The organism is Vibrio sp. S9_S30, assembly GCF_014694455.1.
Classification (GTDB): Bacteria; Pseudomonadota; Gammaproteobacteria; order Enterobacterales; family Vibrionaceae; genus Vibrio.
The window spans coordinates 19,333-45,017 of the sequence record NZ_JAAUWT010000009.1 but is presented as its reverse complement, the minus strand read 5'-3'; the positions used below and the strand labels follow the sequence as shown (position 1 = coordinate 45,017).

The 25,685-nt window shown below is 47.8% G+C and carries 24 protein-coding genes and 1 pseudogene; 15 read left to right on the top strand and 10 right to left on the bottom strand.

What is annotated here, in order from left to right; translation table 11 throughout:
• Positions 1-7: 7 nt before the first annotated feature.
• The 9 genes and pseudogenes from HC752_RS12230 to hpaC all read right to left on the bottom strand — a co-directional run bounded on the left by HC752_RS12230 (position 8) and on the right by hpaC (position 10,887).
• Entirely contained in the window at positions 8-1,018 is a 1,011-nt protein-coding gene (locus HC752_RS12230; protein ID WP_190335415.1) for a S66 family peptidase, read from the bottom strand.
• Positions 1,015-1,209: pseudogene (locus HC752_RS12225) on the bottom strand (NAD(P)-dependent oxidoreductase); the annotation flags it as partial. The pseudogene HC752_RS12225 and the gene HC752_RS12230, both read right to left, overlap by 4 nt.
• A gap of 96 nt (positions 1,210-1,305) precedes the next feature.
• Positions 1,306-1,632, bottom strand: coding sequence for a hypothetical protein (locus HC752_RS12220; protein ID WP_190335414.1), 327 nt, complete (start codon positions 1,630-1,632; stop codon positions 1,306-1,308).
• Positions 1,633-1,794: 162 nt separating this feature from the next.
• On the bottom strand, positions 1,795-4,155 hold the full coding sequence (locus tag HC752_RS12215; RefSeq protein WP_190335412.1) for a Lon protease family protein: 2,361 nt from the start codon (positions 4,153-4,155) through the stop codon (positions 1,795-1,797).
• A gap of 304 nt (positions 4,156-4,459) precedes the next feature.
• Positions 4,460-4,969, bottom strand: coding sequence for a DUF6795 domain-containing protein (locus HC752_RS12210; protein ID WP_190335411.1), 510 nt, complete (start codon positions 4,967-4,969; stop codon positions 4,460-4,462).
• Positions 4,970-5,490: 521 nt separating this feature from the next.
• A complete protein-coding gene (locus tag HC752_RS12205) occupies positions 5,491-6,147 on the bottom strand; it encodes a hypothetical protein (protein ID WP_190335410.1) in 657 nt (218 codons plus the stop codon).
• Positions 6,144-8,147 (bottom strand): DEAD/DEAH box helicase, encoded by a 2,004-nt coding sequence (locus HC752_RS12200; RefSeq protein ID WP_190335409.1) that lies wholly within the window; start codon positions 8,145-8,147, stop codon positions 6,144-6,146. Before HC752_RS12200 ends, HC752_RS12205 begins: the two co-directional genes overlap by 4 nt.
• Before the next feature lie 1,010 nt (positions 8,148-9,157).
• Positions 9,158-10,327 (bottom strand): p-hydroxyphenylacetate 3-hydroxylase oxygenase component, encoded by a 1,170-nt coding sequence (locus HC752_RS12195; RefSeq protein WP_190335408.1) that lies wholly within the window; start codon positions 10,325-10,327, stop codon positions 9,158-9,160.
• A 50-nt stretch (positions 10,328-10,377) separates the two neighbouring features.
• Positions 10,378-10,887, bottom strand: coding sequence for a 4-hydroxyphenylacetate 3-monooxygenase, reductase component (gene hpaC, locus HC752_RS12190; protein ID WP_190335406.1), 510 nt, complete (start codon positions 10,885-10,887; stop codon positions 10,378-10,380).
• Between the two features lie 255 nt (positions 10,888-11,142).
• Here hpaC and hpaH point away from each other — a divergent pair, with 255 nt between their 5' ends.
• From hpaH to HC752_RS12150, 8 genes are all read left to right on the top strand, one after another.
• Positions 11,143-11,946, top strand: coding sequence for a 2-oxo-hept-4-ene-1,7-dioate hydratase (gene hpaH, locus HC752_RS12185; RefSeq protein WP_190335405.1), 804 nt, complete (start codon positions 11,143-11,145; stop codon positions 11,944-11,946).
• Positions 11,947-12,078: 132 nt separating this feature from the next.
• Positions 12,079-12,870, top strand: a complete 792-nt coding sequence (gene hpaI / locus HC752_RS12180; protein WP_190335403.1) for a 4-hydroxy-2-oxoheptanedioate aldolase — start codon at positions 12,079-12,081, stop codon at positions 12,868-12,870.
• 25 nt (positions 12,871-12,895) lie between these two features.
• Positions 12,896-13,585, top strand: coding sequence for a fumarylacetoacetate hydrolase family protein (locus HC752_RS12175; protein WP_190335401.1), 690 nt, complete (start codon positions 12,896-12,898; stop codon positions 13,583-13,585).
• Positions 13,582-14,352 carry a fumarylacetoacetate hydrolase family protein gene (locus tag HC752_RS12170; RefSeq protein WP_190335400.1) on the top strand — a complete coding sequence of 257 codons (771 nt, stop codon included), beginning with the start codon at positions 13,582-13,584 and terminating at the stop codon, positions 14,350-14,352. Before HC752_RS12175 ends, HC752_RS12170 begins: the two co-directional genes overlap by 4 nt.
• A 2-nt stretch (positions 14,353-14,354) precedes the next feature.
• Positions 14,355-15,878, top strand: a complete 1,524-nt coding sequence (gene hpaE / locus HC752_RS12165; RefSeq protein WP_190335398.1) for a 5-carboxymethyl-2-hydroxymuconate semialdehyde dehydrogenase — start codon at positions 14,355-14,357, stop codon at positions 15,876-15,878.
• Positions 15,879-16,262 carry a 5-carboxymethyl-2-hydroxymuconate Delta-isomerase gene (locus HC752_RS12160; RefSeq protein WP_190335396.1) on the top strand — a complete coding sequence of 128 codons (384 nt, stop codon included), beginning with the start codon at positions 15,879-15,881 and terminating at the stop codon, positions 16,260-16,262.
• Between the two features lie 57 nt (positions 16,263-16,319).
• Positions 16,320-17,171, top strand: a complete 852-nt coding sequence (gene hpaD / locus HC752_RS12155; RefSeq protein ID WP_190335395.1) for a 3,4-dihydroxyphenylacetate 2,3-dioxygenase — start codon at positions 16,320-16,322, stop codon at positions 17,169-17,171.
• A 267-nt stretch (positions 17,172-17,438) separates the two neighbouring features.
• Entirely contained in the window at positions 17,439-18,884 is a 1,446-nt protein-coding gene (locus HC752_RS12150) for a succinate-semialdehyde dehydrogenase (RefSeq protein ID WP_190335394.1), read from the top strand.
• Between the two features lie 27 nt (positions 18,885-18,911).
• On the opposite strand, the gene HC752_RS12145 is transcribed toward HC752_RS12150, so the two are convergent.
• Positions 18,912-19,049: a hypothetical protein gene (locus tag HC752_RS12145; RefSeq protein ID WP_190335393.1), complete on the bottom strand. Its 138-nt coding sequence runs from the start codon at positions 19,047-19,049 to the stop codon at positions 18,912-18,914.
• Here HC752_RS12145 and HC752_RS12140 point away from each other — a divergent pair.
• The 7 genes from HC752_RS12140 (at position 19,041) to HC752_RS12110 (ending at position 25,685) form a co-directional block, all read left to right on the top strand.
• Positions 19,041-20,339 (top strand): NAD(P)/FAD-dependent oxidoreductase, encoded by a 1,299-nt coding sequence (locus HC752_RS12140; protein ID WP_190335392.1) that lies wholly within the window; start codon positions 19,041-19,043, stop codon positions 20,337-20,339. The two genes, HC752_RS12145 and HC752_RS12140, sit on opposite strands and share 9 nt — an antisense overlap.
• A gap of 83 nt (positions 20,340-20,422) precedes the next feature.
• On the top strand, positions 20,423-20,785 hold the full coding sequence (locus HC752_RS12135; protein ID WP_190335391.1) for a cupin domain-containing protein: 363 nt from the start codon (positions 20,423-20,425) through the stop codon (positions 20,783-20,785).
• 61 nt (positions 20,786-20,846) lie between these two features.
• Entirely contained in the window at positions 20,847-21,830 is a 984-nt protein-coding gene (gene hpaA / locus HC752_RS12130) for a 4-hydroxyphenylacetate catabolism regulatory protein HpaA (RefSeq protein WP_190335390.1), read from the top strand.
• A gap of 47 nt (positions 21,831-21,877) precedes the next feature.
• Positions 21,878-23,290 (top strand): aldehyde dehydrogenase family protein, encoded by a 1,413-nt coding sequence (locus HC752_RS12125; protein ID WP_190335389.1) that lies wholly within the window; start codon positions 21,878-21,880, stop codon positions 23,288-23,290.
• Between the two features lie 127 nt (positions 23,291-23,417).
• The gene (locus tag HC752_RS12120; protein ID WP_202987896.1) at positions 23,418-23,942 is read left to right on the top strand and encodes a universal stress protein; all 525 of its coding nucleotides are present in this window, start codon (positions 23,418-23,420) and stop codon (positions 23,940-23,942) included.
• 177 nt (positions 23,943-24,119) lie between these two features.
• Positions 24,120-25,067, top strand: a complete 948-nt coding sequence (locus tag HC752_RS12115) for a tripartite tricarboxylate transporter substrate binding protein (RefSeq protein WP_190335388.1) — start codon at positions 24,120-24,122, stop codon at positions 25,065-25,067.
• A 39-nt stretch (positions 25,068-25,106) separates the two neighbouring features.
• Positions 25,107-25,685 carry a hypothetical protein gene (locus HC752_RS12110; RefSeq protein WP_202987895.1) on the top strand — a complete coding sequence of 193 codons (579 nt, stop codon included), beginning with the start codon at positions 25,107-25,109 and terminating at the stop codon, positions 25,683-25,685.

Sequence of the window (25,685 nt, the reverse complement as noted above, 5' to 3'; positions counted from 1 at the left end):
ATAACACCTAACGAGAAATCCAATTGCTTTCTATTTGGAGAGTTTCTTTATCAAAATCAATAGACATCTCAACGCCTATCGGAGTGACCAGCATTGGATGAGTATGGCAACTATCGAAACCATTCACTATCGGTACTGATTGCTCACTTAACACTTCTTTCAGTACGTCCAATGGCGACCTACCCGTTCCCTTATCATCAAATAATTCATGCTTTCCTAGAATTATCGCGGATAGCCTATCGAAGACACCGCATGCTTTAAGATGAGCAAATGAACGCTCGATCGTTTCAATGCCTTTCAGGCTATCTTCTACAAGCAGAATATCTCCTTGCTTAATGGTTGGCATATAAGGGCTTCCCCAAATACCCGCCATTGTGTTCAAATTTCCTCCGATCACCCTACCCGTTACGACACCGTTACCTAAAAACTGCCATTCGTTTGGATTAACTGGCTTTGCTTCACATTGCGTCTTCCAATCTATCCGAGCATCTGTCCAAAAGGCTGGAATGCTATATACATAAGGCAATCTAGTCGGGGTACATAGCAACTGATTGAAAGATGCATATGTTTCATCGACTAAAGGGGGAAACTCTCCAAAAGAGGCGACAAGCGCGGGGCCATAATAGGTAACCAGCCCGGTTTTGGCATAAATGCCAAGTAATAAAGCCGTTACATCCGAGTAGCCTATGATAACTTTGGGGTCATTTAAGAGAGCATCATAATCAATGTAAGGCAGCAATGAATTACTGTTGTTGCCGCCAATAGTCGACATAATACAACGCACATCTGGGTCTCTAATTAGTGCATTCAGTTCATCGGCTCGCTCTTGAATAGAGCCAGAACGGTAGCTGTCTGATTGACCTGTTAGGCTACCTTCAACCAAAACATATCCTTTTTCTGATAAATATTTCTTAGCTCGCTCAAAACGTTCGGGAGCAAATACCGTTGCAGGAGAAGAAGGAGAGAAAAACCCAATTTTGTCACCAAGCTTTAGTGCAGGTGGAAGAATAGTGTTCATGATTTATTGCTCTTTACCAGATTTTGCGGATTTCCATTTGCAAACGCGATCACGTTCTCGAATGCGATCTTAAAGTACAACTCATAGCTGCCTTGTTCCACATAACCTAAATGAGGGGTTGCCAAAACGTTAGGTAGCCCGATTAATGGTTCATTTTCTGGCGTGGCGGGTTCATGCTCGAATACATCGATAACGTCATGCCCTTTCAGGAGGTGAAAACACGCCAACTCCTTCACCGCATTTTGATAATCATCCAATATGGCTATTTTCATTGCGCTCTTCCAACCTTAACTGAAATCGAACTCTTGGTTGTACAGTTTGAGCACGTTCACTAAAGGCTCTTCCCAACCCAAACATTCTTTTAGCTGGGCAACAATGCCTTCCACAAACCGTTTTTCAACGTTGATTTCAATTTTCATCAATGGGTAGTTTTCAACGTCGCCAATCGCACCAAATACGGGGCTAGACCCCAATAACGCGCGGTGCGAACCAGTGACCGAACCAATCGCCCAGCAATGATCGTAATTCCCTATTCTGTCGACTCCCGCTTCATGCAGTGTGCTCAACACTTTGTCTTTTTGGTCTGGCTGACAGAAGATTTCCAATTTGTACATTCAGGTTTCCTTATTTTAAAGCCAAGCATCGATGGACTCTTTTGTGTCCTCTCCATCTATGATGGTTTAATCCAAATAGGATGTTGCGAACCCTTCACCATTTACAATGTAAATTCATAGACAGAAAAAGGCTTTCGCCCCTTTTCCATGTGTGCTCTTGAGTTACTTACGCAATGCATTTAGCCTTGCTTGTGCCACACCAAATACCGTATCGATTGGGTACGCTCCCTCTTCACCCAATTCACCTGGCGGTTTACCCGTAAAGAGTTCGACCGCTTCGGTCACATGATCAATGGCCCAAATGTGGAATTCGCCTTTTTCAACTGCTTCGACCACATCGGTACGCAACATCAAGTTGTGGACGTTCGATTTCGGAATGATGACCCCTTGGTTCGGTGAGCGCCCTTTGATCACGCACACATCAAAAAAGCCTTCGATTTTCTCGTTCACTCCCCCAATGGGTTGAGACTCACCAAATTGGTTCATGGAGCCTGTAATCGCGATATCTTGTCGAACAGGCAATTTAGAAAACGCCGACACTATGGCGCAAAACTCCGCCATACTGGCGCTATCGCCATCGACGCCACCGTAAGATTGTTCGAACGTGATATGCGTGGTTAACGGTACTCGGGCGGTTTTACCAAATACCGAAGCAAGGTAAGCCGAAAGAATCAATACGCCTTTTGAGTGAATGCTGCCGCCCAAATCGACATTGCGCTCAATATCAATCACTTCACCATCGCCGTACGCCGTTGTCGCGGAGATTCGGTTTGGCGCACCAAACATGTGATCGCTGGTGCTCAGTACGGAAAGCGCGTTCACCTGACCAACCGCTACCCCTTCTGTATTAATCAGCGTAGTGCCATTGGTAAAGCTTTCCATCACACTGTCTTTCAACCTGCCGACTCGCATTTCCTGACTTGATAATGCTTGCTCGACATGGCTGGCACGAATCAGGTTGGATTTGGCGGCGCGAGCAACGTAGTTAGACTCTCGCAACAAGTTGGCAATATGGGCAGAATGCAACGAAAGCTTAGTGCAATCGCCCGCTCGACGAGAACTGTGTTCGATGATTCGTGCAATGGCTTTCTTGTCGCAATGCAACATGCCGTTATCGTGCACAATGCTGGAGATAAAGCGCGCGTAGTGAAGCTCCGCTTCTGGGGTTCGCGTCATCTCATCTTCAAAATCGGCCGTAACACGGAACAGCTCACCAAACTCAGCATCGTAATGCTGCAAAAGCTGGTAGGTGCGGTAATCCCCAAACAAGATGATTTTCACATCCAGTGGAATGGGTTCCGGATCGAGCGAAACCGCCCCTGTCAGGGTCAGCTCTTTTTCTAACGACGTTAAGCTTAACTGGCGAGCGCGGAGTGCGCGCTTCAACCCATCCCAAACATAAGGCTGCTCTAGCACTTTCACCGCATCCATAAGAAGCACACCACCATTGGCTTTATGAAGGCTGCCCGCACGAATAAGCGAGAAATCGGTAAATACCGTGCCTTTGAATGTGGCCGTTTCGGTGTAACCAAACAAACTATGGTAGTTGGGGTTGTCTTCCACAATGATGGGGAAATGCTCGCTTTTTTGGCTCACCAGCACGTTAATTTTGTAGCGGCGTGGCAACTTCTTATCTAACGAGGCGGTAGCAACTTCACCTTGTTCGTTCGATTCTTCCAAGAAGATATCCACGTTTTCGACAATGTCTTTTTGCAGTTCACCCAGATACTTTTTCACTTCGGTAAATTCTGAGTAGTCTTTCTTAAGCTGCTTAATGAAATGGCTGATCACATCCAGTGTTACATCGCTGTTCAGCTTCTGGATTTTCTCGGTATAGGTTTCTTCCCATTCGGTTAATTGACGAACCATGGTGCGCAACGAGATTTCTAAAGAATCGATGGTTTTATCGAAATAATCTTGCTCTTTCGGCGTTAGCTCATCAAAGGATTCTTCGGTGTGCAATTCTTCACCATTCATCGCGACAAATTGGTAATCGCCCTGATTGGTAATGGTTAAACTGATGCCACGCTCCTTGGCATCTTTACTGATGTCTTCAAGCTTTTCTTGTTGTTTATCCGTAAGTTGGTTTTTTAGCTTATCCGCACGGGAATAGTAGATTTCGTTATCGAAAGCCAACGGCATCGCTTTAACCAGCTTCGCCATAAGCTTTTCTATGTCTTTACTGAGCTTTGTACCCACGCCTGCGGGTAACTTAAGGACCTTCGGCGTACGAATGTCTTCAAAGTTCGCGACATAACACCAGTCGAAGGTAGGCTCATTGTCCACTGGGTGGCGATTTAAATAACGCAGCACCATCGTACGTTTGCCCAAGCCATTCCGGCCAATGGCGTAAATGTTGTAGCCTTTTTCTTTGATGGACATAGCGAATTCAACGGCTTTTTGCGCGCGTTCTTGCCCAACAATTTCATCAATCGGTTCGATATTCTTAGTTGAAGTGTGTTCGAAGTCTTCTTTTAATGCATGTACGTATAGATCGTCTGCGCAAAGTTCTTTGATTCCCATAACGACTCCTTTCACTAGATTGTAATTCTTGTATTCTCGATCAAATGACAGAGCCCAACTAGGCTATGCGGCGACAAAAGAGTGACAAATTTTAGCCACCTATATTCAATAAGTTAGCATAGAGACAACGCATCGGGTGTGGGGCAACCATCATAAAAGGCAATTCCGCCGATCGTTTGAACAAAATATAACCAACTGCGGTCAGTATTGCATTTTTATTGGGTGGGGGTTTTGGGTGGCTTGGGTAGGAGTGAATACTAGTCATCAACGTCGATAAAGGTAGGAATCGACACACTTACTCTTTTTAATATTTGCCAGATTCGTCGCTTCCTTGTAGATCGCAGACGCTATGAACTTCATAGTCATTACCGTCTATAGAGAAAATGAAATACTGTAAATCCGAGTTCACATCACACGCAAGATTGGACAAATTATTAACCATGAAAGGCTTGAAACGATAACCAGCTGTCATCGTCCGCCAGATTTTAATGTTTTTATCTCCGATATCAGTATCAATTGAGACACTCACCAATTGTTCATCAAACACACCAAGGCTATTTAGTTTATTAAATACCACCTCGTCAAAATAAAAACTCCCATTTTGGTCAGTGATGCTTTGATGGACCCGTGTATCTCCCATAGCTCCAATTGCTAATTCAATAACTGCACCTGCTATTGGAGTACCTTCTGATACAAGTTTTCCACTTATTTCAGGAGTGAGTTCATATCTATTTGTTTTAATAAAATGACCTTCCTTTGCTTTGATAGACCCCAAAAATAAAGCGTATACAACAATAAAGCATAGTATTTTCATTGTATTGAGCCTAAAAAACTATAAGTCTACAGGCGAATTTTAGCTTGGCCATATTGTTTGCCTTCATATTCGGTAGCCTTCATAGAAAGCTGAAACTGACTTTCTTGATAGTTACACGGCTCAATGAGGTTCTTGTAACCTAGAAGAACTAACGAACATTCCTATAAATTGAGAAAAAGATTGTCGGGTTTGTTGCTGGCGAACCTCTTTATCGAAAAAACAACGATTGCCAAAAGGGAGGCAGAAAAGCGACGGAATACGATTTGAATTGGTAGGGAATACAGCTCCAATCATCGGTTGTACATTGTTTAGAACTGTCAACGGATAAGCATACATAGAGATAACTCGCTACATATCGAATGAAATTTTAGTGCTAAGAAGGGACTGTCTATTAAAAAGCCAGTAGGTTTTTGGCTGAATCACTTTTGCCCCTAAATGACTTACGACTAACATCAGTGCATACTTTTGCGATGAGTATTTGACTCAGTTAGAGAAAGCCTCCAAATAATTGGAGGCCAAACTTATAAAACTTGAGTGCTATCTGCGAGATATTTCTTATCAACCGTTTTGTCAGCTAAGGCTAAGAAATAGTCAGTGCCAGCAAGGCTAGGCGTTCCAACTTTCAGTGCTGATGAATTAGTGCAAAAAATATCAAAGTGATATCGAGGATGAATGTTGCCGTTGATGTTGTCAGGGTCGTCATCAAATCTAAAATAACCATGTTCTTCAGATATTAACGATGCAAAGGTATCGTAGTATCTAATGCTCTCTTGGACATCTAGACTAAAGTTCTCTGAGATTGAAACGATAATGTTCTCATGTGAATGCCCTTCATTCTTAAATGTGGTGATAGCATTCTTTAGTATAGATATTAGCATGCCACCAACTTGCTCCTGAAGTTGGTCACAGTTAAAAAGCATAGTGTCGTCTTGAATGATTACTTGAAAGGGGTTCGACATTGAGAAATAGCCATCCTCCTTTTGTACCAAGAATCTTTGGCAGTTTTGAGTGAAAACTGCCACATCAAACGGGTCATAAGTAATTTGATGGTACTGTGGGGCACAGTTTATGGCCTCAACGACTACCAACACGTTCCATAAATTATCGACAGGTTCCCTTACGGCGATCAGCCTATTTAAAACATGTGGGGGAATGTCATTGAAGTAAAATGTACTCATAACTTAACAAATCTTCTGTATTCCGCATTAATCATGTCGGTGAAGTAATCATCGTCTTCTTCAAGACCATCCATTAGATTATTCATACGCTGAATTAGCTTAGCCTTTAAGCGTGGGGATGCTCCTTTCTCATCGCAAAACTCTTTTACTTTGTCCTCGATAGATGGGGACTCATTCCAAATGAGTAGAGAGTTTTGGCTTTCGACTTCTTCAGGTGGTGGTATACGAAGACTCATGTAACCATTCGCATTCATGCATTCCATTCCATCTTCTAAGGCTGTGAGTAGGTCTGCATCAGTGCTGTCGCTTACTACCAAGTGGCTTTCTAAGAAAGAGCGAGCCATCATCGTGTAAAGGCCATTTCTAAAGTAAGTGCCCCTATGAAGATTGAGAGCAAAACAAATAACGAACGGAAACTCCAAACCTTTAGCGTTGTTTATATTGGAAATAAACATTTTTGAAGAGTCTGTGGTTTTACTCTCATGAGATATGTTTACATCCCACCCAAACTTACTTTCAACTTCATTAGTCAGTGTTGGGATTTCGTCGTATATGTAGCTACTTTTGTCTAAAAACAGAACAGCTATATCACCAGGAGTCACGGTGTTATGCTGTTCTACAATACGCTCGATAACCTGAACAATCGAATTTGATATTGATGCTCCTTTTTCGACTACATGTAATGAGGTGGATTTATAATCTTCAGGAATATCTTCAAATCTACTTAAAGCGTCTCGACTTACGATAGCTTTCCCGTTTTCCTCTGAGTAGTTATAGCCACATGCTGCCCATTCGTTGTCTTGGAGCCATCTAAGTACAGGTTGTTCATATAACCCCATACCGAGAGCATGTGAGAACATTAGGTTTTTAGGGTCTGTGCGATAACACTTTTTTAAAACAAGGTTTGCATGACGTACAGAGTCATCTATTGGACGAAATATATTCTGAAAAACATCGCCGGCTACAAAAACTTTACTCTCGGTAATTAATTCGCACAGTTCTATGAAGCTTTCACCAAAGTCCTGACTTTCATCTATGAAGACATAATCGAAAATAAATTCGTGTTGCTCCCCGCTCTCAATGCGTTCTCTTAGTAATCGTACAGCTTCTTTACTGAAAAACTCTAAAGAACCAGTTCTAAGAGTTCCAAATGGAATGTCATACTTATGACAGATATAACGGTACATTCCTGAGAATGGTGCGTTTCCATTACCCCATGAACTAAAACAGAATAATTTTTCGTCCCACTCAATTTGTCTTTCAACTTTCATGAAGTTAAAGAATTCAGGGATGCGCTTTTTCATACTGGACGCTAGTATTTTGTTGAAACATGTAAACGCTATTCTGGCGTCTTGTTCATTTGAATATAGCTCTTTGATTTTATGGAGTAAGAGTTCGGTTTTACCTGAGCCAGCTAATCCTTGGATTACAAATTTCTTACCCGTGCCCATTTTATAAACAAAACCAGTTTGGTCGGTATCGAAGAGAACTATTTTAGATTTGACAGTATCTAAGAGATTAGTTGTTGTAAGGCTTATTTTTGAAACATCGTTGATGCTACCAATCACTAGGGATGTGATTAAGTCAGACATCCTCTTATCTACAGGATTGTCGATAATGAGCTGAGGAAGGTTAAAACTGTCTTTTTTAGCGTTTTTAAAAAGATGCTTCCATGCTTTTTTACGTCCTATTTTCTTTCTATATTCAAACTTTTCAGAAAGAAATGCTATGTCATCAATGAAATCATCGATGAAGTCTTCGAAGTCCTCGTTCTCTTCTTCTTCATCATCAGACAAGTTGATAAAGCATGGGTTGGAACCAGAAGAGAAAATAACAACTGCTTGATCATATTCATACTCCAAGTCTTCTTTAGACAATGGGCGAGCGAGAACATAAATCTGCTTCTTTAATTCATTTGAATAGTCGGTTAGAACGTCGCGTAATCCGGCTGATTCAACTCTCTCGAGCGACTCTGGTGTAAAAAAGCAATAATCTGACATTGTTAGTTCTCCGACTAAACGCTAATAATTTGATGATTGCACCTTGCCGTTATAACTAGTGCAGTAGCCAATAAGCCACCTTAGGATATTCAAGTTTTATGGTCCTGTCACTATTGTAAGTCACTTATTTATTTAGATTTATTGAGGTTTGTTGAATGTAAACCAGTGGTGAATCATTTCAGTTTCAACTCTCTGTTACTTGAGTAACTTTTTCACACAACTAGCTCTTTCTGCTTGTAAGTCTGGAGAATGGAGAATGGCCTTGCTTTTTCCTACTGAAGTGAAGCAAGTTAGATTTTCATAGAGTGACTAACACGCTTTTGTCCATTTCCACGTTAAGCCTAAAATTTCAGTGTTCATTTACAAGTAGGTAGATGGAAGCAACAAACGCTAAGTGGGCTGAAAGAGGTTAGCGGCTATTTCAAGTAGTTCTGCGGTAGCGGAGATTACCCAAAAACGGCGACAACTAATATAAAGGGTGAAGTATGCCGTGTACCGCCCCAAAGGAAAGTAGAATCCGTTCGGGTGTATTTCATCACAACGCCTACCAAGATAGAAAAAAATCGCCAAGCAAATGAAAAGAAAGGAGAAAAAGCAGGAACGCAGAAAAGAAAAAGCGACACATAAAGATGTGTCGCTTAGCAAAATTGAGTAAGGTCGAAACTAAGCCAACCTTTCCATAAGCTATAAATTACACTGGAAGCAATGTGAGCAATGTCGTGTCAAAGAAATCCAGATTCGATTTACCACTACTTTAAAAAGTGCCGAGTTAAATGATTCAACTCTATGACAAACCGGTTCTTTTTCCCTTTCGACGAAACAAACAATAATCATTCTCATTTATATTGTCAAACATTTTATTGATAATTATTCTCATTAAATGTGTTTAGGCTACTGGAACACCATTCTTTGGAAAGACAAACGCAGCTCGCTTCGAATGAAAAAGCGAGCCACGGTGGAAAAGGCGAAGCCCGAACCAAAGGGATTGGCGTTCTAAGCGAGTAGGCGGCTTAAACCATGGAAGGGTCGGGTTCTAGCCCCATGAGCTCTCGGCCAAAGATCTGAGCGCATACATCGTAGTCGGTGTAGGCGTGTGCGCCTGTCATGTGCGAGTCTCTGAATAGGCGCTGGGCTTCGTTGTCTTCAAACCATGAATTGCCGCCCATCGCCTCAAACAAACGGTCTACGGCTTCAATGCACATTTTTACTGCGTAGGCTTGGTTTGTTCGCCAGTGTGCTAGTGTTTCGCGATCTGGGTAGCGTTTTTGCTCGCCGTATTCTTTGTGCTGCTCCCATGTTTTTTCTAGAAAGGCTCGCGCAGCGTTCACTTGGTGAGTCGATTCCGCAAGGCGCATTAATGCAGGCGTCGCGCCACCAACGTTCACGCCGGTATAAGCGCGCACGCGGTTTTTGGTTTTCTCTTTAAACACTTGTAGCATGCGCTCGGCAATGCCAAGGCTGATCGCGGAAAATCCGCAAGCAAAATAGGGGCGATAAGGCGCGTAAAAGATGTTGCTGTCTGGGTATAAACCAAACCCTGCTGATTTCCCTTCCATCATGTCTTTCGCGGCTTCTATGCGGTGTTCTGGAATGAACACATCTTCGATGATCAGGGTTTTGGTGCCGCTAGATTTCATGCCAGCTGCAAACCAGTCGTCTTGAATGCGGTATTCGCTGCGCGGCACCACACCGAATGAATAGATTCGTTCGCCTTGAATACCTTCACGCCAAAAACCGACAATCGCCCACTCAGCATGGTCGCAACCGCTGCTCCAGCGCATATGCCCGTTGAACAAGACCCCGCCTTCAACTTCCACCGCTTTGCCAAATGGTGCAATACTGCTGCTGGCGGTCGCATCTGGGTTCTCGCCCCAAAATTCTTCTTGCGCCTGCTTGGAAAACATCGCCATTTGGTGGCTGTGGGTAGAAAGCAAACTTGCCGCCCACGCGGTGCCACCGCACGCGCCTGCTAACGCGGCAACGCAGTTTGTAAATTCCGGCAAAGACACTTCCAGCCCACCGTAGGCTTTAGGCTGTAAAGCGCGGTGAAAGTTAATGCTTTTTAATAAGCGTATGTTCACTTCCGGTGGCGTTCGGTCTCGCTCGGCTATGGCGGCATTGTCAGCAATGGTAGGAAGGATTTTATTCAGTTCGTCGAGTAATGGGTTATTCGTCTTCATCGTTGTCTCACATTATTGTATTTTTCAAAGAAGTGTTGGTACTTTCCAATTTAAGCGGCCTTTTCTGCGCCGATTTTTACGGTTCTAAACTCTCTATTAAAATAAATAAGTGCATCTTTACTTGAATTAATATCAATATTTTCTATTTCGACAAAAAATACAGAATGGGTTCCAACTTCGTTTACGCTTTTAATTTTTCCTTCTAAATTGGCTATTGCCCCTTCGAGTTTCGGCACGCCTTTTTCAGTCAGTTTCCATTCGGGCAGTGCAAATCTTTCTTCCATCGGTAGCTTGGTCATACCCGCAAAGTGATACGACATAGTCTCTTGCTCTTCACTGCAAATGTTTATGCAGATATGTTGATTTTCACGAAACTTATCATGGCTGCCACATTGCTGGTTAACACACACTAACATGGTGGCTGGAGCGTCACTTACCGAGCACACAGCCGTGGCAGTAATGCCCCCCAACCCAGCTTGCCCACCTGTGGTTACAATGTTCACCGCTGCCGCAAGGTTCGACATAGCATCTCTGAATTTTTTTTGGTTATCCTGTTCCATTTACCTATTCCCTTCGAGTGTAGGATCGCATGTCCATATTAAATAAAGGGAGATATATAGATATGGCTTTTCCTTTTAATGGATTGCACTTTTCAATACGGTATTTACCCCAAAGAAAATTAACTCAATGAATTTAATAAAAATATATCTTATGAATGGCATCGCCTAATCATTCTCGCCATTTTTACTTCTGGATTCTATGTTGATATAGATAAATAAAGAACAAACAAAATCGATAATAAATAAGGAAGTAGCATGCTCAAAAAGGAAGAAGTAGAAAATGCCGCGCAAAGGCTTTATCAAGCGGAATTAAACCGCCAGCCCATTCCCGCCCTGACGCTCTCTTATCCAGATATGACGATGGACGATGCTTACGCCATTCAGAAAAGCTGGGTGGATCAGAAAATCAAAAATGGGGCACAGGTGAAAGGCTACAAGATCGGGCTGACATCGAGAGCCATGCAAATGGCGGTGAACATCGATCAACCGGATTTCGGCGTATTGCTAGACGACATGTTTTTTCCGGATGGCGCATCGATCCCCGCGGGCGATTTTCTCGATCCTCGCATTGAAGTTGAGCTGGCGTTTGTTCTAAAAGCCCCGTTAAAAGGTGAAAACGTCACCATATTTGATGTGCTCAATGCCACCGATTACGTGGTGCCCGCCATGGAGCTGATCGCGGCTCGCTGCCACCGAACCGACCCAGAAACAGGCTACACCCGTAAGGTGTACGACACCATTGCCGACAACGCCGCCAATGGCGGAATCATTATTGGGGGTCGCCCTATTCGACCAGACAACATGGACATTCGCTGGGCGGGGGCGGCGCTGTATCTGAACGGGCAAATTGAAGAAACGGGGCTGGCTTCTGGCGTGCTTGGGCACCCTGCCAACGGCATCTGTTGGGTGTGCAAACGTTTTGCGCCACACGGCATTGGGTTGGAAGCGGGGCAAGTCATTCTTTCTGGCTCCTTCACCCGCCCAGTTGCCGTCAAAGCGGGCGATACCGTGCATGCCGATTACGGCCCGTTAGGCGGCATCTCGGTGTCGTTTGTTTAGGCTCACGGATGAAAACCGTGGCTTAGATGAAAACTGCGGCTTGGATGGAAACCGTGGCTCAGATGACAGCAGAAACACAAATAAACGCAAGGGCACCAATGCAAGCGGCGCACAGATAAAGGCGGAGCACTTATGAAAAATCAATTCAAATCCAAACTCACCAACCACCAGCTTCAATGGGGCTTGTGGCAAGGCTTGCCCGATCCAACCGCGGCCGAGATCTGCGCGGGTGCGGGCTTCGATTGGCTGCTTATCGATGGAGAACATGCCCCCTTTGAACTTGGGGATGTGCTTGCTCAACTGCGCGCAATTGAACCTTACAACACGTCCACCATTGTTCGCCCAGCCGAGGGAAACACCACGGTGATCAAGCGCCTTCTCGATATTGGCGCACAAACGCTTCTAATACCGATGGTTGATACTGCCGAGCAAGCACAGTCGTTAGTGTTGGATTGTCGTTACCCACCTCAAGGTCGTCGCGGCATGGGCAGTTCGCTAGCGCGAGCAGCACGCTGGAATCAGATCCCGGGGTACGTGCACAGCGCTAACCAAGAAGTGTGTTTACTGGTTCAAGCGGAAACGCAAACGGCACTGAACAACTTAGACGCGATTGTGGCAATCGATGGCATCGACGGCGTATTCATCGGCCCTACCGACTTGTCTGCCTCGATGGGGCATGTGGGAAACCCCGATCACCCCGAGGTGGTTGCCGCTATCGAAAAGGCGATTGGCACCATTCGACAAGCAGGGAAAGCCGCAGGCATTTTGTGCCTCAACCCAGCCAAAGCCCAGCACTACGCCGATTGTGGGGCGAGTTTTATCGGCATTGGCGTAGACACCTTACTGCTGTCGAATGGCGCGAAAGCGCTGGTCGCCCAATGTAAAGGACAACAAGACGCAGCCCCAAGCGGAAGCGGTTATTAAAGGCTTGCAGACTTAAGGATTCAACATGACGATTTTACCCAACAGCCAGTCCAAACTGGTTTGTGTGGCGCTGAACGACCAACGCCATCGCCAAGAATGGTACAACAAATTTCAGCAGCCGCCCTACAACGCGCTGCCAACCGAGCCTGTTCTGTATTTCAAGCCCAGAAATACATGGAATAAAGACAATGCGTTAATACCAGTCGAAAAGCCGAACACATCGCTCGTGGTCGGAGCCAGCCTTGCGCTACTGATTGGTCAACGCTGCCAACGTGTAAACCGAGGCGATGCCTTAAACTACGTTTCTGGTGTGAGCGTGGTGCACGACATCTCATCACCGGAAGACAGCTACTACCGCCCAGACATTCTTGGAAAAGGCATCGATAAATCGGCCGCCATGAACGGCAACTGGCAGCCCACCAGCCTGCTTTCCTCTTCAGCGAGTGCGCGTTCATCCCGATCTTTTCGATCATCCACCGTTGTCTCCACCAAAATCAACGGCAAATGGCGGGGTGACATTTCCACCGACCATTTTGAAACCGACATTCTCGATCTGATTGAACGTATCTCTTTCATCATGACGTTGGAACCGGGCGACATCATCGCCCCGTGTTTTCACGGGGAGCGCATAGCCGTGCGCGCTGGCGACAAAATCGAATCCAGCATTAATGGTCAACATCATCTCACCAGCCGTTTAGGGGAGTATGCCCAATGAGAACCGCACGTATCCTCAAAGACGGTCACCCCCTGAACATCACCATCGATCGGAATGGTCACTTTATCGCACCCGATGGCACCGTGGTCTCAAACGACAACATCACGTGGCTGTGCCCAGTCGAAAACCCAGGAACGATTTTTGCGCTCGGTCTTAACTACGCGGATCACGCGTCAGAATTGGCTTTTTCTGCCCCAGAAGTACCGCTGGTTTTTATAAAAGGTGCCAACACGCTCACCGGGCATGAATGCCCAACGTATCGCCCAGACAATGTGGCTTTTATGCATCACGAATGCGAACTGGTGGCGGTGATTGGCAAGAAAGGCAAACACATCTCTCGTGAAGACGCGCTGGACCACGTTGCGGGTTACACCATTTGTAATGACTTCGCGATCCGCGACTACCTTGAAAATTACTACCGCCCCAACCTGAAAGTGAAAAGCCGCGATTCCCTTTGCCCTATCGGCCCTTGGTTGGTGAGCAAAGATGAGTTGCCAAACGTCGGCAACTTGTCGCTGGAAACCAAAGTGAATGGCGAGGTGGTTCAAACCGGTAACACCAACGGCATGATTTTCAGCATACCAGAACTGATTGAATACCTAAGCCAAACCCTCACATTGCAACCCGGCGACATGATTGCAACGGGTACGCCAAAAGGACTGAAAGACACCCAACCCGGCGATGTGGTCGAGTGTTCCATTGAAGGGCTCGGCACCTTAACCACGCGCATGGTCAGTGAAACGGAATACTTTGAAAGCAAGGATTAAGCATGACAACTCTCGATACGCAAATTACCCAAGCCAGGCACTATCTGGCGCGTTTTAAAGCCGATACATTAGGCCACTTCATTAATGGGGAATGGACGCTAGGAACGGGTTCCAACACTTTTGAAAACCTGAGCCCCATTAACAATAAACGCCTTGGTACAGTAGTGAAAGGCACAGAAGAAGACGTGAACCTCGCCTGCACGGCCGCGCAACGTGCCTTTGGAGAATGGTCGGGGCTGTCTGGGGCAAAACGTCGCCAAATCTTACATAAACTCGCGGATGAAATAGAGCGCCGAGCCGAAGAAATTGCCCTTGTAGAATCGGTGGATTGTGGTCAAGCCTTTCGATTTATGAAGCAAGCGGCCGTGCGCGGTGCAGCGAACTTCCGCTTCTTTGCCGATAAGGCACCAGAAGCCAAAAATGGCGACTCGTTGTTTCAAGACGCACACACCAACTTCACCGTGCGCACCCCTATTGGCCCCGTGGGGGTGATTACCCCATGGAATACCCCTTTCATGTTATCAACATGGAAAATCGCCCCTGCCCTCGCCGCGGGCTGCACCGTCGTACACAAACCTGCCGAGTTCAGTCCACTTAGCGCGGCTATTTTGGCGGAGTGCGCACAAGCGGCTGGGCTGCCCGCGGGCGTTTGGAACATGGTGAATGGGTTTGGGGAAGTGGCAGGAAAAGCACTCACCGAACACCCCGCAATCAAAGCGGTGGCCTTTGTTGGGGAAACCACCACCGGCTCCATGATTCAGGCGCAAGGCGCGGCAACGTTAAAACGCGTCCATTTTGAATTGGGTGGCAAAAACCCCGTATTGGTGTTCGACGATGCCAATATGGATCGCGCCCTTGATGCGGTAGTTTTCATGATTTACAGCTTGAACGGCCAGCGCTGCACCAGCTCCAGCCGCTTGATCCTTCAATCGTCCATCAAAGATGAATTCATCACCAAGTTGAAACACCGAGTGAGCTTGCTAAAGGTGGGGCACCCACTCGATCTCGATACCGAAGTGGGCCCGCTTATTCACCCGACGCATTTAAACAAAGTCACCAACTATCTGGAATCCGCCAAGCAAGAAGGGGCAGACGTCACACGTGGCACCGTATCCGACACCGCACCCGCAGAAGGGTATTACTTTGCTCCTGCGCTGATCACCAACGTGAATAACGACATGAAAGTCGCGCGTGAAGAAATCTTCGGTCCCGTGCTATCGGTGCTCACCTTTGAGACGGAAGAAGAAGCCCTAAGCATCGCCAACGATACCCAATATGGCTTGGCGGCGTACATTTGGACAGGCGATACCGGCCGCTCTATGCGATGCGCCCACCAAATAGAAGCGGGCATGGTGTGGGTCAACTCTGAAAACAACCGAAACCTCCCTTCTCCCTTTGGCGGCGTGAAGATGTCGGGGGTGGGCCGTGATGGCGGCGACTGGAGTTTCGATTTCTACATGGAAACCAAGAACATTTGCATCGCCCACGATCAGCACACAGTGCCTCAATTGGGTAAGGAGGGCTAAATGCCTCACTTTATTGTTGAGTATTCCGCCAATTTGGATGGCGATGTGGATTTTCCCGATCTGTTTGAACAGCTCGCTAACGTGGCGCAAGGCACGGGGGTGTTCCCATTGGGGGGCATCCGCATTCGTGCCCACCGCTGCGAGCACTTTCGGGTGGCAGAAGGCGACCCAGAAAATCGGTTTATCCAGTTCACCATCAAGGTGGGGGCAGGTCGAAATGAAGACACACTCAAAAACGTGGGCGACACCCTGCACGCCTTTTTAACAGAGTATCTTTCTCCCCTGTTCGATACCCGATACCTGAGTTTTGGGCTGGAGCTGACCGAGCTTCACCCAACCTTGAATTACAAGAAAAATAATATCCATCAAAAACTGGCCAAGTGAGCACAACGCTGGCATCGCTGGCGCACCAAAAGTGAATGAAACACAAGGAGAATGATTATGGGTGAATTGGTTATCGCAGCCAAAATTACACACGTCCCAACCATGTTGATGTCGGAGCAACCCGGGCGTCTATTTGGCTGCCGACAGCAAGCCATCGACGGCCATAAAAAGTTGGCGGCAATGGCAAAGGAAAACAACGTCGACACATTGGTCGTGCTCGATACCCATTGGTTGGTCAATGCAGGCTATCACATTAATTCAAACAAGAAATTTGAAGGCGTTTACACCAGCCATGAGTTTCCGCATTTTATCCAAAACCTCGCATACCATTACGATGGCAACCCAGAGTTAGGGGATGCCATTGCCCAAAAAGCGATGGCGAAAGGCGTTCACACCCTATCCCACCAAGTGGAAACGCTCGATTTGGAATACGGCACCCTCGTTCCTATGCGCTACATGAATGAAGACAGCCACTTCAAGGTTGTCTCCATTGGGGGTTGGTGCGCGGTGCACAGCATCGACTCCTCACGCCTCGTCGGTGAAGCCATTCGCGAAGCGATTGAAGAAAGTGACAGCCGAGTCATGCTGCTGGCATCGGGGTCCCTTTCCCACCGAATTTGGGACAACGACGACTACGAAGCCAACAACGGCACTTTCACGATTTCTAAAGAATTTAACCGCCAAGTTGATCTGCGTGTATTGGATCTGTGGGCGCAAGGCGAAATCAAAACCTTCCTAAAAATGCTGCCTGACTATGCCGAATTGTGCTCGGGCGAAGGCGGCATGCACGACACCGCCATGCTGTTTGGGGCATTGGGTTGGGATAAGTATGAAGGCAAAGGTGAACTCATCGGCGAGTACTTCCCAAGCTCGGGAACAGGGCAAGCGAACGTGTTGTTTTCGTTATAAACGGCTTTCGTTAGAAACGGTTCTGGTTAGAAACGGCTCTCTTTACAGGCAGCCTCTCTATTAAACCGTTCTCTCTATTGAACCGTTCTTTCTATTGAATAAAGCGTCTTCTCTGAGCCAGTCGTCATTCTCAGATCCAATGGCCATTCTCTGATCAGAGAACCTTCTCTGATCCCGTTATGAACGATGGGATCCGAGTTTCATTCCGCCCGATTCCTGCTTTGAAAATAGCAAGGTGAAGGGCGCTTTTTTGCAAAGGAGCGCAACGTGAAATTAAACGATCCAACTCTGTTAAAACAACAATGTTTGATCAACGGGAAATGGGTGGGCGAAGGTAACCAAAGCCAACCTATTTATAACCCAGCGACTCAAGAAACGATTGGATTTGTGCCTTACTTTGGAGCCGAAGAAACTCAGCAAAGCATCAAGGCGGCAGAGCGAGCACAAAAAAGCTGGAAAGCGCAAACCGCCAAATCCCGTTCGCTGATTCTTCGCCGCTGGTTCGAATTAATGCTCGATCACCAAGACGATCTCGCCACAATTCTTACCTCGGAACAAGGAAAGCCGTTCGCAGAAGCCAAAGGCGAAATCGCGTATGCGGCAAGCTTCATCGAATGGTTTTCGGAAGAAGCCAAGCGCACCTATGGCGAAACCATTCCAAGCCACAAACCCGATGCCCGAATCGTGGTAACGCGAGAGCCCATTGGCGTGGTCGGTGCGATTACGCCTTGGAATTTCCCCGCCGCCATGATCACCCGAAAATGCGGTCCGGCGTTAGCGGCGGGCTGTGCGGTGGTGCTTAAGCCAGCCCCTGAAACCCCGTTCACCGCTTTGGCATTGGGCGAACTTGCCCTTCGCGCTGGCGTGCCAGCGGGTGTGCTCAATATTGTTACGGGCGATGCGGTGCAAATTGGCGGGGCGTTAACGCAAAGCCCTGTGGTACGAAAAATCAGCTTCACTGGCTCCACCAACGTGGGAAAGCTGCTCATGAACCAATCGGCCGATACGGTGAAAAAGCTGTCGCTTGAACTGGGTGGCAATGCCCCTTTCATTGTATTTGATGATGCGGATCTGGATGCGGCGGTCAACGGGCTGATGGTGGCGAAATACCGCAATGCAGGGCAAACCTGTGTGTGCGCCAATCGAATATTTGTGCAGCGAGGCGTTCATGATGCGTTTGTGGAACGTTTCAAAGCTGCGGTGGCTAAGTTAGAAGTTGGCGATGGGATGAATGCCCACGTTCAGATAGGCGCGATGATAAACGAACACGCGGTCCGTAAAGTCTGCGAGCACGTGAGTGACGCCTTAGAGCAAGGGGCAACCTTGGTGTCAGGATCCGCCACGCCCCCCGACGACCTGTTCCTCCACCCCATGATTGTGACCAACATGACCGACAACATGCGCGCCGCCAATGAAGAGACCTTTGGCCCTCTGGCAGCCATTTTTCCTTTTGACACCGAAGAGGAAGTTATTGAGCGTGCGAACCGCTCCGACGTTGGGCTCGCCGCGTATTTCTATACCCAATCGCTGGCTCGTGCTTGGCGCGTTGGCGAAGCATTGGAAGCGGGCATGGTCGGCATCAACGAAGGGCTGATTTCTACCGAAGTTGCGCCATTTGGCGGCATTAAAGCGTCTGGCTTAGGGCGTGAAGGGGCAAGGCAAGGCATCGAGGATTATCTAGAAACCAAGTACATGCTGATGGGCGGGTTATAGAATTTTCCTATGCCATTCAAGATGTTGCTACACCTCATCCTGATGGTTGATATAGCCCAAAAACAAAACTTGGCTAAATGGAACCAAGCCCGTCCCAATGGCTACTGAGTTTGGGCTTGGCACCACAGACGAAATGGACATCAGAAGAACACTATTATGGAACATTTAAATTCTCTTACTTACTACGCCGCGACCAAGAAATACGACCTGTCGTTTCCAGCATTGGAAAACGATCTCGACGTGGATGTCGTGATCATCGGTGGTGGTTTTACGGGCATCAACACGGCATTGGAGCTGGCCGAAAAAGGCATCACCAATATTGCTGTACTGGAAGCCAAACACCTTGGCTACGGTGGCACGGGTCGTAACGGTGGTCAAATCATGGCGGGATTGGGTCACGACTTGGACACCGTAAAAAAACACGTGGGCAAAGATGGGCTAGAAACCCTATTCAAGCTGGGCAACATTGGCGCGAGCATCATTCGTGAGCGTGTCAAAAAGTACAATATTGATGCGGATTTTTGTCAGGGTTACGCGTATCTGGGCTTTAACGGACGGCAAGAAAAAACGCTGCGTGCTTGGATGGACGAATTTAAAAAAGCCACGCCAGACGAAGACATCACGCTGCATACTGGCTCAGAGGTGCAAAATGTGATTGGGTCGCCAGCCTACTCTTGTGCCTTAAAACATATGGGCGCTGGGCATGTTCACTCCTTGAATTTGCTGCTTGGCGAAGCAAAAGCCGCCTCTGAATTGGGTATCTCTATTTACGAAAACACCCAAGCGCTGGATGTGGAATACGGTGAGCACATCAAAGTGCGTACTGCCAGAGGCACGGTGACCGCGAAAAAACTCCTGTGGGCTTGCAATGGATTTTTGCAAGGAATGGAGCCTCACTTACACCAGCACACCATCAACACCTATGCCTTCCAAATGGCAACCGAGCCCCTCAGCGACGAAATGATTGAGCGCATCAGCCCCATTCGCGGGGCCTACAGCGACATTCGTCCGGTTATCGATTACTACCGAGTCACCAAAGAAAACCGCCTGCTGTTTGGGAGCGCAACACGCTGGGTCGAGTACATGCCAAGCGATCTCAAAGCGTGGAACCGCAAACATATGCTGACGATTTTCCCGTACCTGAAAGACGTGAAAATCGACATGGCGTGGGGTGGGCCACTTTGCTGTTCTCCTAACCTGTTCCCACAAGTCGGCACACTGCCGGGGCACGATAACGTGTTTTACGTGCAAGGCTATTCGGGCTTTGGCGTTACCCCAAGCCACATTGTGTGCAAAGTGCTGGCGGAAGGCATGAGCGAGAGCACCGATCGCTACAGTTTGGTGAGCTCAATACCACTCACTCGAGTGATCGGAAAAGACGTCGCCCGCCCATTACTCGTTACAGGCGGCAAGCTCTTCCACCAAATATCGGGGTACTGGATGGGCCGGCGCTAAATCGCCCTTTCCTCCCCACACACAAAAGCACGTGCTTTACCCATTAATACGCTTAATAAAAGCCAACGAAAAAGGACAACCCCATGAAACCGATTCTATTGAATCAGCCCCTGCCTGAAATGATGTCTGTCGGCAGTGTCGAAAACCTTGGTTCAACCGTGATTTCAGGCTCACCTCAAGCCGAGGTCGCGATGATTTCAGGTGCCCCCGACGACGCCGTAAGCTGTGGTTTGTTTTGCTGTACTGAAGGCGAATTCCGCATGCAGTACCCCTTCACTGAACACGCCACGGTTTTGGAAGGCGAAGTGGAACTCACAAATGAAGAGACAGGCGAATCCCAGACCTACAAGCAGGGCGACTCTTGGTTTGTGGAGCAAGGCACAAAAGTGCGTTGGCACATCCGCACCCCCAAGTTTGTAAAACACTACTTGGCTGTTGCTCAGTAAGTTTGATGCTTCTTTGCCGATTTTCCCTTAACCATCGGCAGAGAAGCAGTTTGGGGGAGTTATGAGTCCGAAGAACTTCAAAAGCATCACGCAAACTAATGTCTCGCAAGCCAGTGGCGCGCAAACCAATGGTACGCAAACCCATATCGCGACATCACGCATCCCGAACATCGATATCGGCCAAGCGTATGACCGCCGCTATATCGATAGCGAAGTGCATTTCGAACAGATACAGAATCTGGCGGACTTCTTTGGTCATGATATGCCCGTGCATTATCACGATCGCTTTTACCAAGTGCATGTGGTGATGTCGGGTAACATTCGTTTGCAACTGGATAATCACACCTATCAGTGTGAAGGTCCGGTGTTGTTTTTTACCCCACCTACCGTGCCGCATGGTTTCACTATTTCAACGGAAACCGAAGGCTACGTACTGACGATTCGGCAACAATTCGTTTGGCAAATACTCAGCCAAACATCCGCCTTACACGATAAAGGGCTGTTTGCCACCAAAGGCATCTGCATTCCGCTTAACACGCATAACGCGTCGCTGAATCGGGTACTTACACTGCTTGCCTTGCTAAACGATGAATACCACAACGAGCGAACCGAAAAAGCCAAAGCGCTGTATTCGTTGGTGCGCTTGGTGTTGATTGAAATTATTCGTATGTCCGACGAATCCGATTCGGCGTCTTCTATCCGCGATATTGATGCTCAGATATTTCATCAGTTCCACCAGCTGATCGAAGCGCAGTTTGTCCACCATTGGACATTGTCTCAATACGCCAGCGAGCTGTGCGTCACCGAATCTCGGCTCAACAATATTTGCCAACGCGTTAGCGAAAAATCCGCCAAACGCTTGGTTAACGAACGGGTTTTACAAGAATCCAAACGGCTGATTGGGCTCACCCAAAAACCGATTACCCAAATTGGCTACGAACTCGGGTTTCACGACCCGGCTTATTTCGCTCGCTTTTTTCGCCGAATGTCCGGCGTCACCGCCAGCAATTACCGAGAAAGCCAGCAAAAACCATCGGTGGGGTAATCACCCAACGCTTACTACGCTTTCAATCAACATCAGGAGATTTTGTTATGGATAACCGCTTTGGAATGATCATCAATGGCCAAAAACACACAGGTGATCTGCCACCACGCCCTGTCATTAATCCCGCAACAGGACAAGTGCTGAGAAACGCGCCAGAAGCGTCTTCAGCGCTGCTCAACCTAGCTGTGGAATCGGCAACACAGGCCTTTGAAAGCTGGAAAAGTGTCAGCCACATGACGCGCAAAGCCATGTTGACGGACATTGCCGACAAACTGGAAGCCGCCATGGAAGAGCTCGCTACTCTGATTGTGGAAGAACAGGGTAAACCCCTCGACTTAGCACGAATGGAAGTGGGTGGCGCGGTGGCGTGGACACGCTACGCGGCCAACACCGACGTACCCGTAAAAGTGATTCAGGACGACGACACCAAACGCATCGAGCTGCACCACAAGCCGATCGGCGTGGTGGCGTCTATCACCCCTTGGAACTGGCCACTGATGATTGCGGTGTGGCATGTTATGCCGGCGTTGCGCACCGGAAATTGTGTGATCATCAAACCTTCTGAGCTGACGCCGTTCAGCACCCTTCGCATGGTGGAGATCATGGCGGATGTGCTGCCAGACGGTGTGATTAATGTGGTTTCCGGTGGCGGCGAGCTCGGACAAGCGATCAGCGAACATAAAGGCATCAATAAAATTGTTTTTACGGGTTCCACACCAACAGGGCAGCGCATCATGAGTGCAGCGTCGGGCAACTTGAAACGCCTAACGCTTGAGCTCGGCGGCAATGACGCGGCGATTGTCTTACCCGATAGCGATGTACACGCCTTTGCTCAGGGGCTATTCCAAACCGCTTTCCTCAATATGGGGCAAACCTGCGCGGCATTAAAACGCTTATACGTGCACGAGAGCCAATACGATGACGTCTGTCAGGCGCTGACTGACATTGCACAATCACAGCGAGTGGGTAGCGGTTTAGAGGAAGGCGTGACCTTTGGCCCCGTACAAAACCTGAATCAACTCAACAAAGTACAAGCGCTCATCGACGACGCCGTCGCCCAAGGTGCCAAGGTGCTGACAGGTGGAAAGCCAGTGAGCGATGAAGGTTACCTGTTCCCACCGACCATTGTCGCCAATGTGTCTAACGGCATTCGGTTGGTCGATGAAGAACAATTTGGTCCGGTGTTGCCCGTGATCCCATATCAAACAGTCGAGCAAGCGGTTGAACTCGCCAACGACAGTGATTTGGGGCTCGGTGGCTCAGTATGGGGCAGCGATACCGAACACGCTCAACAGGTTGCTCTAAAATTGGAGTGCGGTACGGTGTGGATCAACGGGCATGCCGAAGTCCTGCCCCATGCGCCCTTTGGCGGGAACAAGATGTCGGGGTTTGGTGTGGAATTCGGTGAAGAAGGGTTACTGGAAAATACCCAGCCTCAATTGGTCAATATAAATCGCTAGGCTCTGCTGACCTTTCAGATGACTTTTACCTTGAAAAACAGAGGGTAATAGTTGGCTCATCCCAATGGTTGATACCTGATCCCTGCGGGATGAACTTGAATGGTTCAATAGAGAAAATGCAGAGGCAATGGATATGCTGACGGACATTAATACGATTATTTACGCATCGGATTTGCAAAAGGGCAGCCGCCCCGCTTTTCGAACAGCCGTAAAGCAGGCCATTGCGCACAATGCCAACATCGTATTTCTTCACGCGATCCCCCCCATCGGAGAGCTGACTCAACAAGTCATGGTGAGTTACCTCCCTAAACAGGTGAACCAAAAGCATACCGACCAAATCATGGCTGAGGCGCAAGCACGCATTCAGCAACGCATTCAATCTTTTTTGGAAAGCGAGCTGGATAACGTAACGGTATTGCCACAGCCACCCCAGATTCAAACGCAAATCGGCGAACCGCATGAGGTGATCTTATCCAGCGCTCGGAAGCACCGTGCGCAATTGATTGTGATGGGAGACAGGGAAGCAAACGCGATATCGCGTCTGTTTTTGGGCTCTACTGCTCTAAAAGTCATCAGCCAGAGTGACGTTCCTGTACTCATCGTTCCACTCAACCAAGCGTCAGTTAGCCAACAAAGAGTGAACCAAGAGTGAGTTAACCAAAAGATAAGTTAACCGAATAAAAGTCAGCGAAACGCAAATTAACTCGATGATAAGTCAGCGAAACGGCTGTTCTCTAAGTGCTTGTTTAATTAAGACTTGTTTACTTGAGACTGTTTACTTGAGACTGTTTACTTGAGACTTATCGACTAAACACTAAAAGGGAAGTTTATGAAACGTGTAACGAAAGCCATGAAGGCTGCGCTTATTGCGGCTGGTCTTCTGACCAGTTTTGCAGCGCTATCCACCAATTACCCCACCCGACCAGTTAAGTTTGTGGTGCCATGGCCGCCGGGCGATCTGGAAGACATTCTCACGCGGGTGATTGCGGAAGAAATGTCGAAAGAAACGGGCAAGCCTGCGTCCGTTGTGAATAAGCCGGGCGGCGGCGGCGTGGTCGGGGCGACAGACGTTTCCCGCTCTCGCCCTGATGGGTTGGTGATCGGCTCTTTCGTTGCCGATATTCTTACCACGCAAGTGTTGTACGGCGCCGCGCCGTTTGACGAAACCACCTTCGAGCCTGTTGGGATATTCCTTGATTACCCGTTTGCTATTGCGGTGAAATCGAACGCGCCTTATAACAATCTTGAGGAGCTGGCGGCTTACTCGAAAAGCAACAAAGTCACATTAGGGCATTTTGGCTATCAGGCTTTACCGACCGCCATTACGTTTAAAGCCGCTGATCAAATCGGGATCACGTTTTCTTCGGATGCGCCATTTGATGTGCTGGATTGTTCCACCTTGGCAAATGGCGATGCGGATGTCATCAACACCACAACTCAGCTCATTCTGGCGTGCTTAAATTCGGGCGAGGTAAAATTGCTGACGTCGATCAGCCGCGATCGCCTTTCCATTTCGCCTGATGTCGCGACATTAGCCGAGCAAACGGGCATTACTCAAACCACGTGGAATGGTCTGTTTGTGAAGAAAGGCACACCTCAAGCCATCAAAGACAAAATCGCCAGTATCGCTCAAAAGGCGCTTCAAGCCGATCGTGTTAAGGACATCAGCATGAATACGGGGGCGGGGATCTATTGGCTCGGGGGTAAGGATGCAGAAGCCCTTTTGGCAAAAGACTTTGAACAAGCGAGAGCCCTGCTTAATTTTATGAATCAGTAATCGAAAGGGGGCGAAATGCCCCCTTGCAAGGAGTGCAGTATGATCTCTGATCCCCATTCTCTCGCCACCAAATCCACGCCTGAAAGCACCCACGACGAGGCAAAAACAGGGGCGTGTGGCATTTTCGTCTTCTTTGCTGTGTGCGGTCTGCTCTTGCTGTGGTCCTTGCCCGAGCAAGCATCGTGGGTGACAACCAAACGTGGTTGGTACACTCAACCCATGATGGGACCGGCGCTGGGGTTGGCCGTTTTTGTGATTTTTGCTCTGCTCAAAGTATTGCATCACGTCCGGCGTTTTTCTTTTCACCCGATTCGTGCTCTGGATTCCGGTGCCAATGCCATCGCCAGTTATCGTGTCGCGATTATCGCTGGCGCGTTGTTTACTCTTTACATTCATTCCCTGTCCATTATGGGGTTTGCGCCCGCCACCTTGCTTTTTGTTTGCACTTTGTTGTGGGTCAGCCGATTACTGGATGGCTTTTGGATGATCATGAGCATACTTGGTGTGGCTGTTGTTATGATCATCTTTAGAGTCCTGTTGAACCTTTGGCTACCGGATGTTTGGTTATACGGGCTGTTGCCTGAATCTTGGTCGCTGTTTGCCAATCAATATCTGTAA

What these genes read in the sequence shown, in the direction of transcription:
- HC752_RS12230 (WP_190335415.1), bottom strand. Translation starts at nt 1,018, where the DNA reads ATGAACACTATTCTTCCACCTGCACTAAAGCTTGGTGACAAAATTGGG.
- HC752_RS12220 (WP_190335414.1), bottom strand. Translation starts at nt 1,632, where the DNA reads ATGTACAAATTGGAAATCTTCTGTCAGCCAGACCAAAAAGACAAAGTG.
- HC752_RS12215 (WP_190335412.1), bottom strand. Translation starts at nt 4,155, where the DNA reads ATGGGAATCAAAGAACTTTGCGCAGACGATCTATACGTACATGCATTA.
- HC752_RS12210 (WP_190335411.1), bottom strand. Translation starts at nt 4,969, where the DNA reads ATGAAAATACTATGCTTTATTGTTGTATACGCTTTATTTTTGGGGTCT.
- HC752_RS12205 (WP_190335410.1), bottom strand. Translation starts at nt 6,147, where the DNA reads ATGAGTACATTTTACTTCAATGACATTCCCCCACATGTTTTAAATAGG.
- HC752_RS12200 (WP_190335409.1), bottom strand. Translation starts at nt 8,147, where the DNA reads ATGTCAGATTATTGCTTTTTTACACCAGAGTCGCTCGAGAGAGTTGAA.
- HC752_RS12195 (WP_190335408.1), bottom strand. Translation starts at nt 10,327, where the DNA reads ATGAAGACGAATAACCCATTACTCGACGAACTGAATAAAATCCTTCCT.
- hpaC (WP_190335406.1), bottom strand. Translation starts at nt 10,887, where the DNA reads ATGGAACAGGATAACCAAAAAAAATTCAGAGATGCTATGTCGAACCTT.
- hpaH (WP_190335405.1), top strand. Translation starts at nt 11,143, where the DNA reads ATGCTCAAAAAGGAAGAAGTAGAAAATGCCGCGCAAAGGCTTTATCAA.
- hpaI (WP_190335403.1), top strand. Translation starts at nt 12,079, where the DNA reads ATGAAAAATCAATTCAAATCCAAACTCACCAACCACCAGCTTCAATGG.
- HC752_RS12175 (WP_190335401.1), top strand. Translation starts at nt 12,896, where the DNA reads ATGACGATTTTACCCAACAGCCAGTCCAAACTGGTTTGTGTGGCGCTG.
- HC752_RS12170 (WP_190335400.1), top strand. Translation starts at nt 13,582, where the DNA reads ATGAGAACCGCACGTATCCTCAAAGACGGTCACCCCCTGAACATCACC.
- hpaE (WP_190335398.1), top strand. Translation starts at nt 14,355, where the DNA reads ATGACAACTCTCGATACGCAAATTACCCAAGCCAGGCACTATCTGGCG.
- HC752_RS12160 (WP_190335396.1), top strand. Translation starts at nt 15,879, where the DNA reads ATGCCTCACTTTATTGTTGAGTATTCCGCCAATTTGGATGGCGATGTG.
- hpaD (WP_190335395.1), top strand. Translation starts at nt 16,320, where the DNA reads ATGGGTGAATTGGTTATCGCAGCCAAAATTACACACGTCCCAACCATG.
- HC752_RS12140 (WP_190335392.1), top strand. Translation starts at nt 19,041, where the DNA reads ATGGAACATTTAAATTCTCTTACTTACTACGCCGCGACCAAGAAATAC.
- HC752_RS12145 (WP_190335393.1), bottom strand. Translation starts at nt 19,049, where the DNA reads ATGTTCCATAATAGTGTTCTTCTGATGTCCATTTCGTCTGTGGTGCCA.
- HC752_RS12135 (WP_190335391.1), top strand. Translation starts at nt 20,423, where the DNA reads ATGAAACCGATTCTATTGAATCAGCCCCTGCCTGAAATGATGTCTGTC.
- hpaA (WP_190335390.1), top strand. Translation starts at nt 20,847, where the DNA reads ATGAGTCCGAAGAACTTCAAAAGCATCACGCAAACTAATGTCTCGCAA.
- HC752_RS12125 (WP_190335389.1), top strand. Translation starts at nt 21,878, where the DNA reads ATGGATAACCGCTTTGGAATGATCATCAATGGCCAAAAACACACAGGT.
- HC752_RS12120 (WP_202987896.1), top strand. Translation starts at nt 23,418, where the DNA reads ATGGATATGCTGACGGACATTAATACGATTATTTACGCATCGGATTTG.
- HC752_RS12115 (WP_190335388.1), top strand. Translation starts at nt 24,120, where the DNA reads ATGAAACGTGTAACGAAAGCCATGAAGGCTGCGCTTATTGCGGCTGGT.
- HC752_RS12110 (WP_202987895.1), top strand. Translation starts at nt 25,107, where the DNA reads ATGATCTCTGATCCCCATTCTCTCGCCACCAAATCCACGCCTGAAAGC.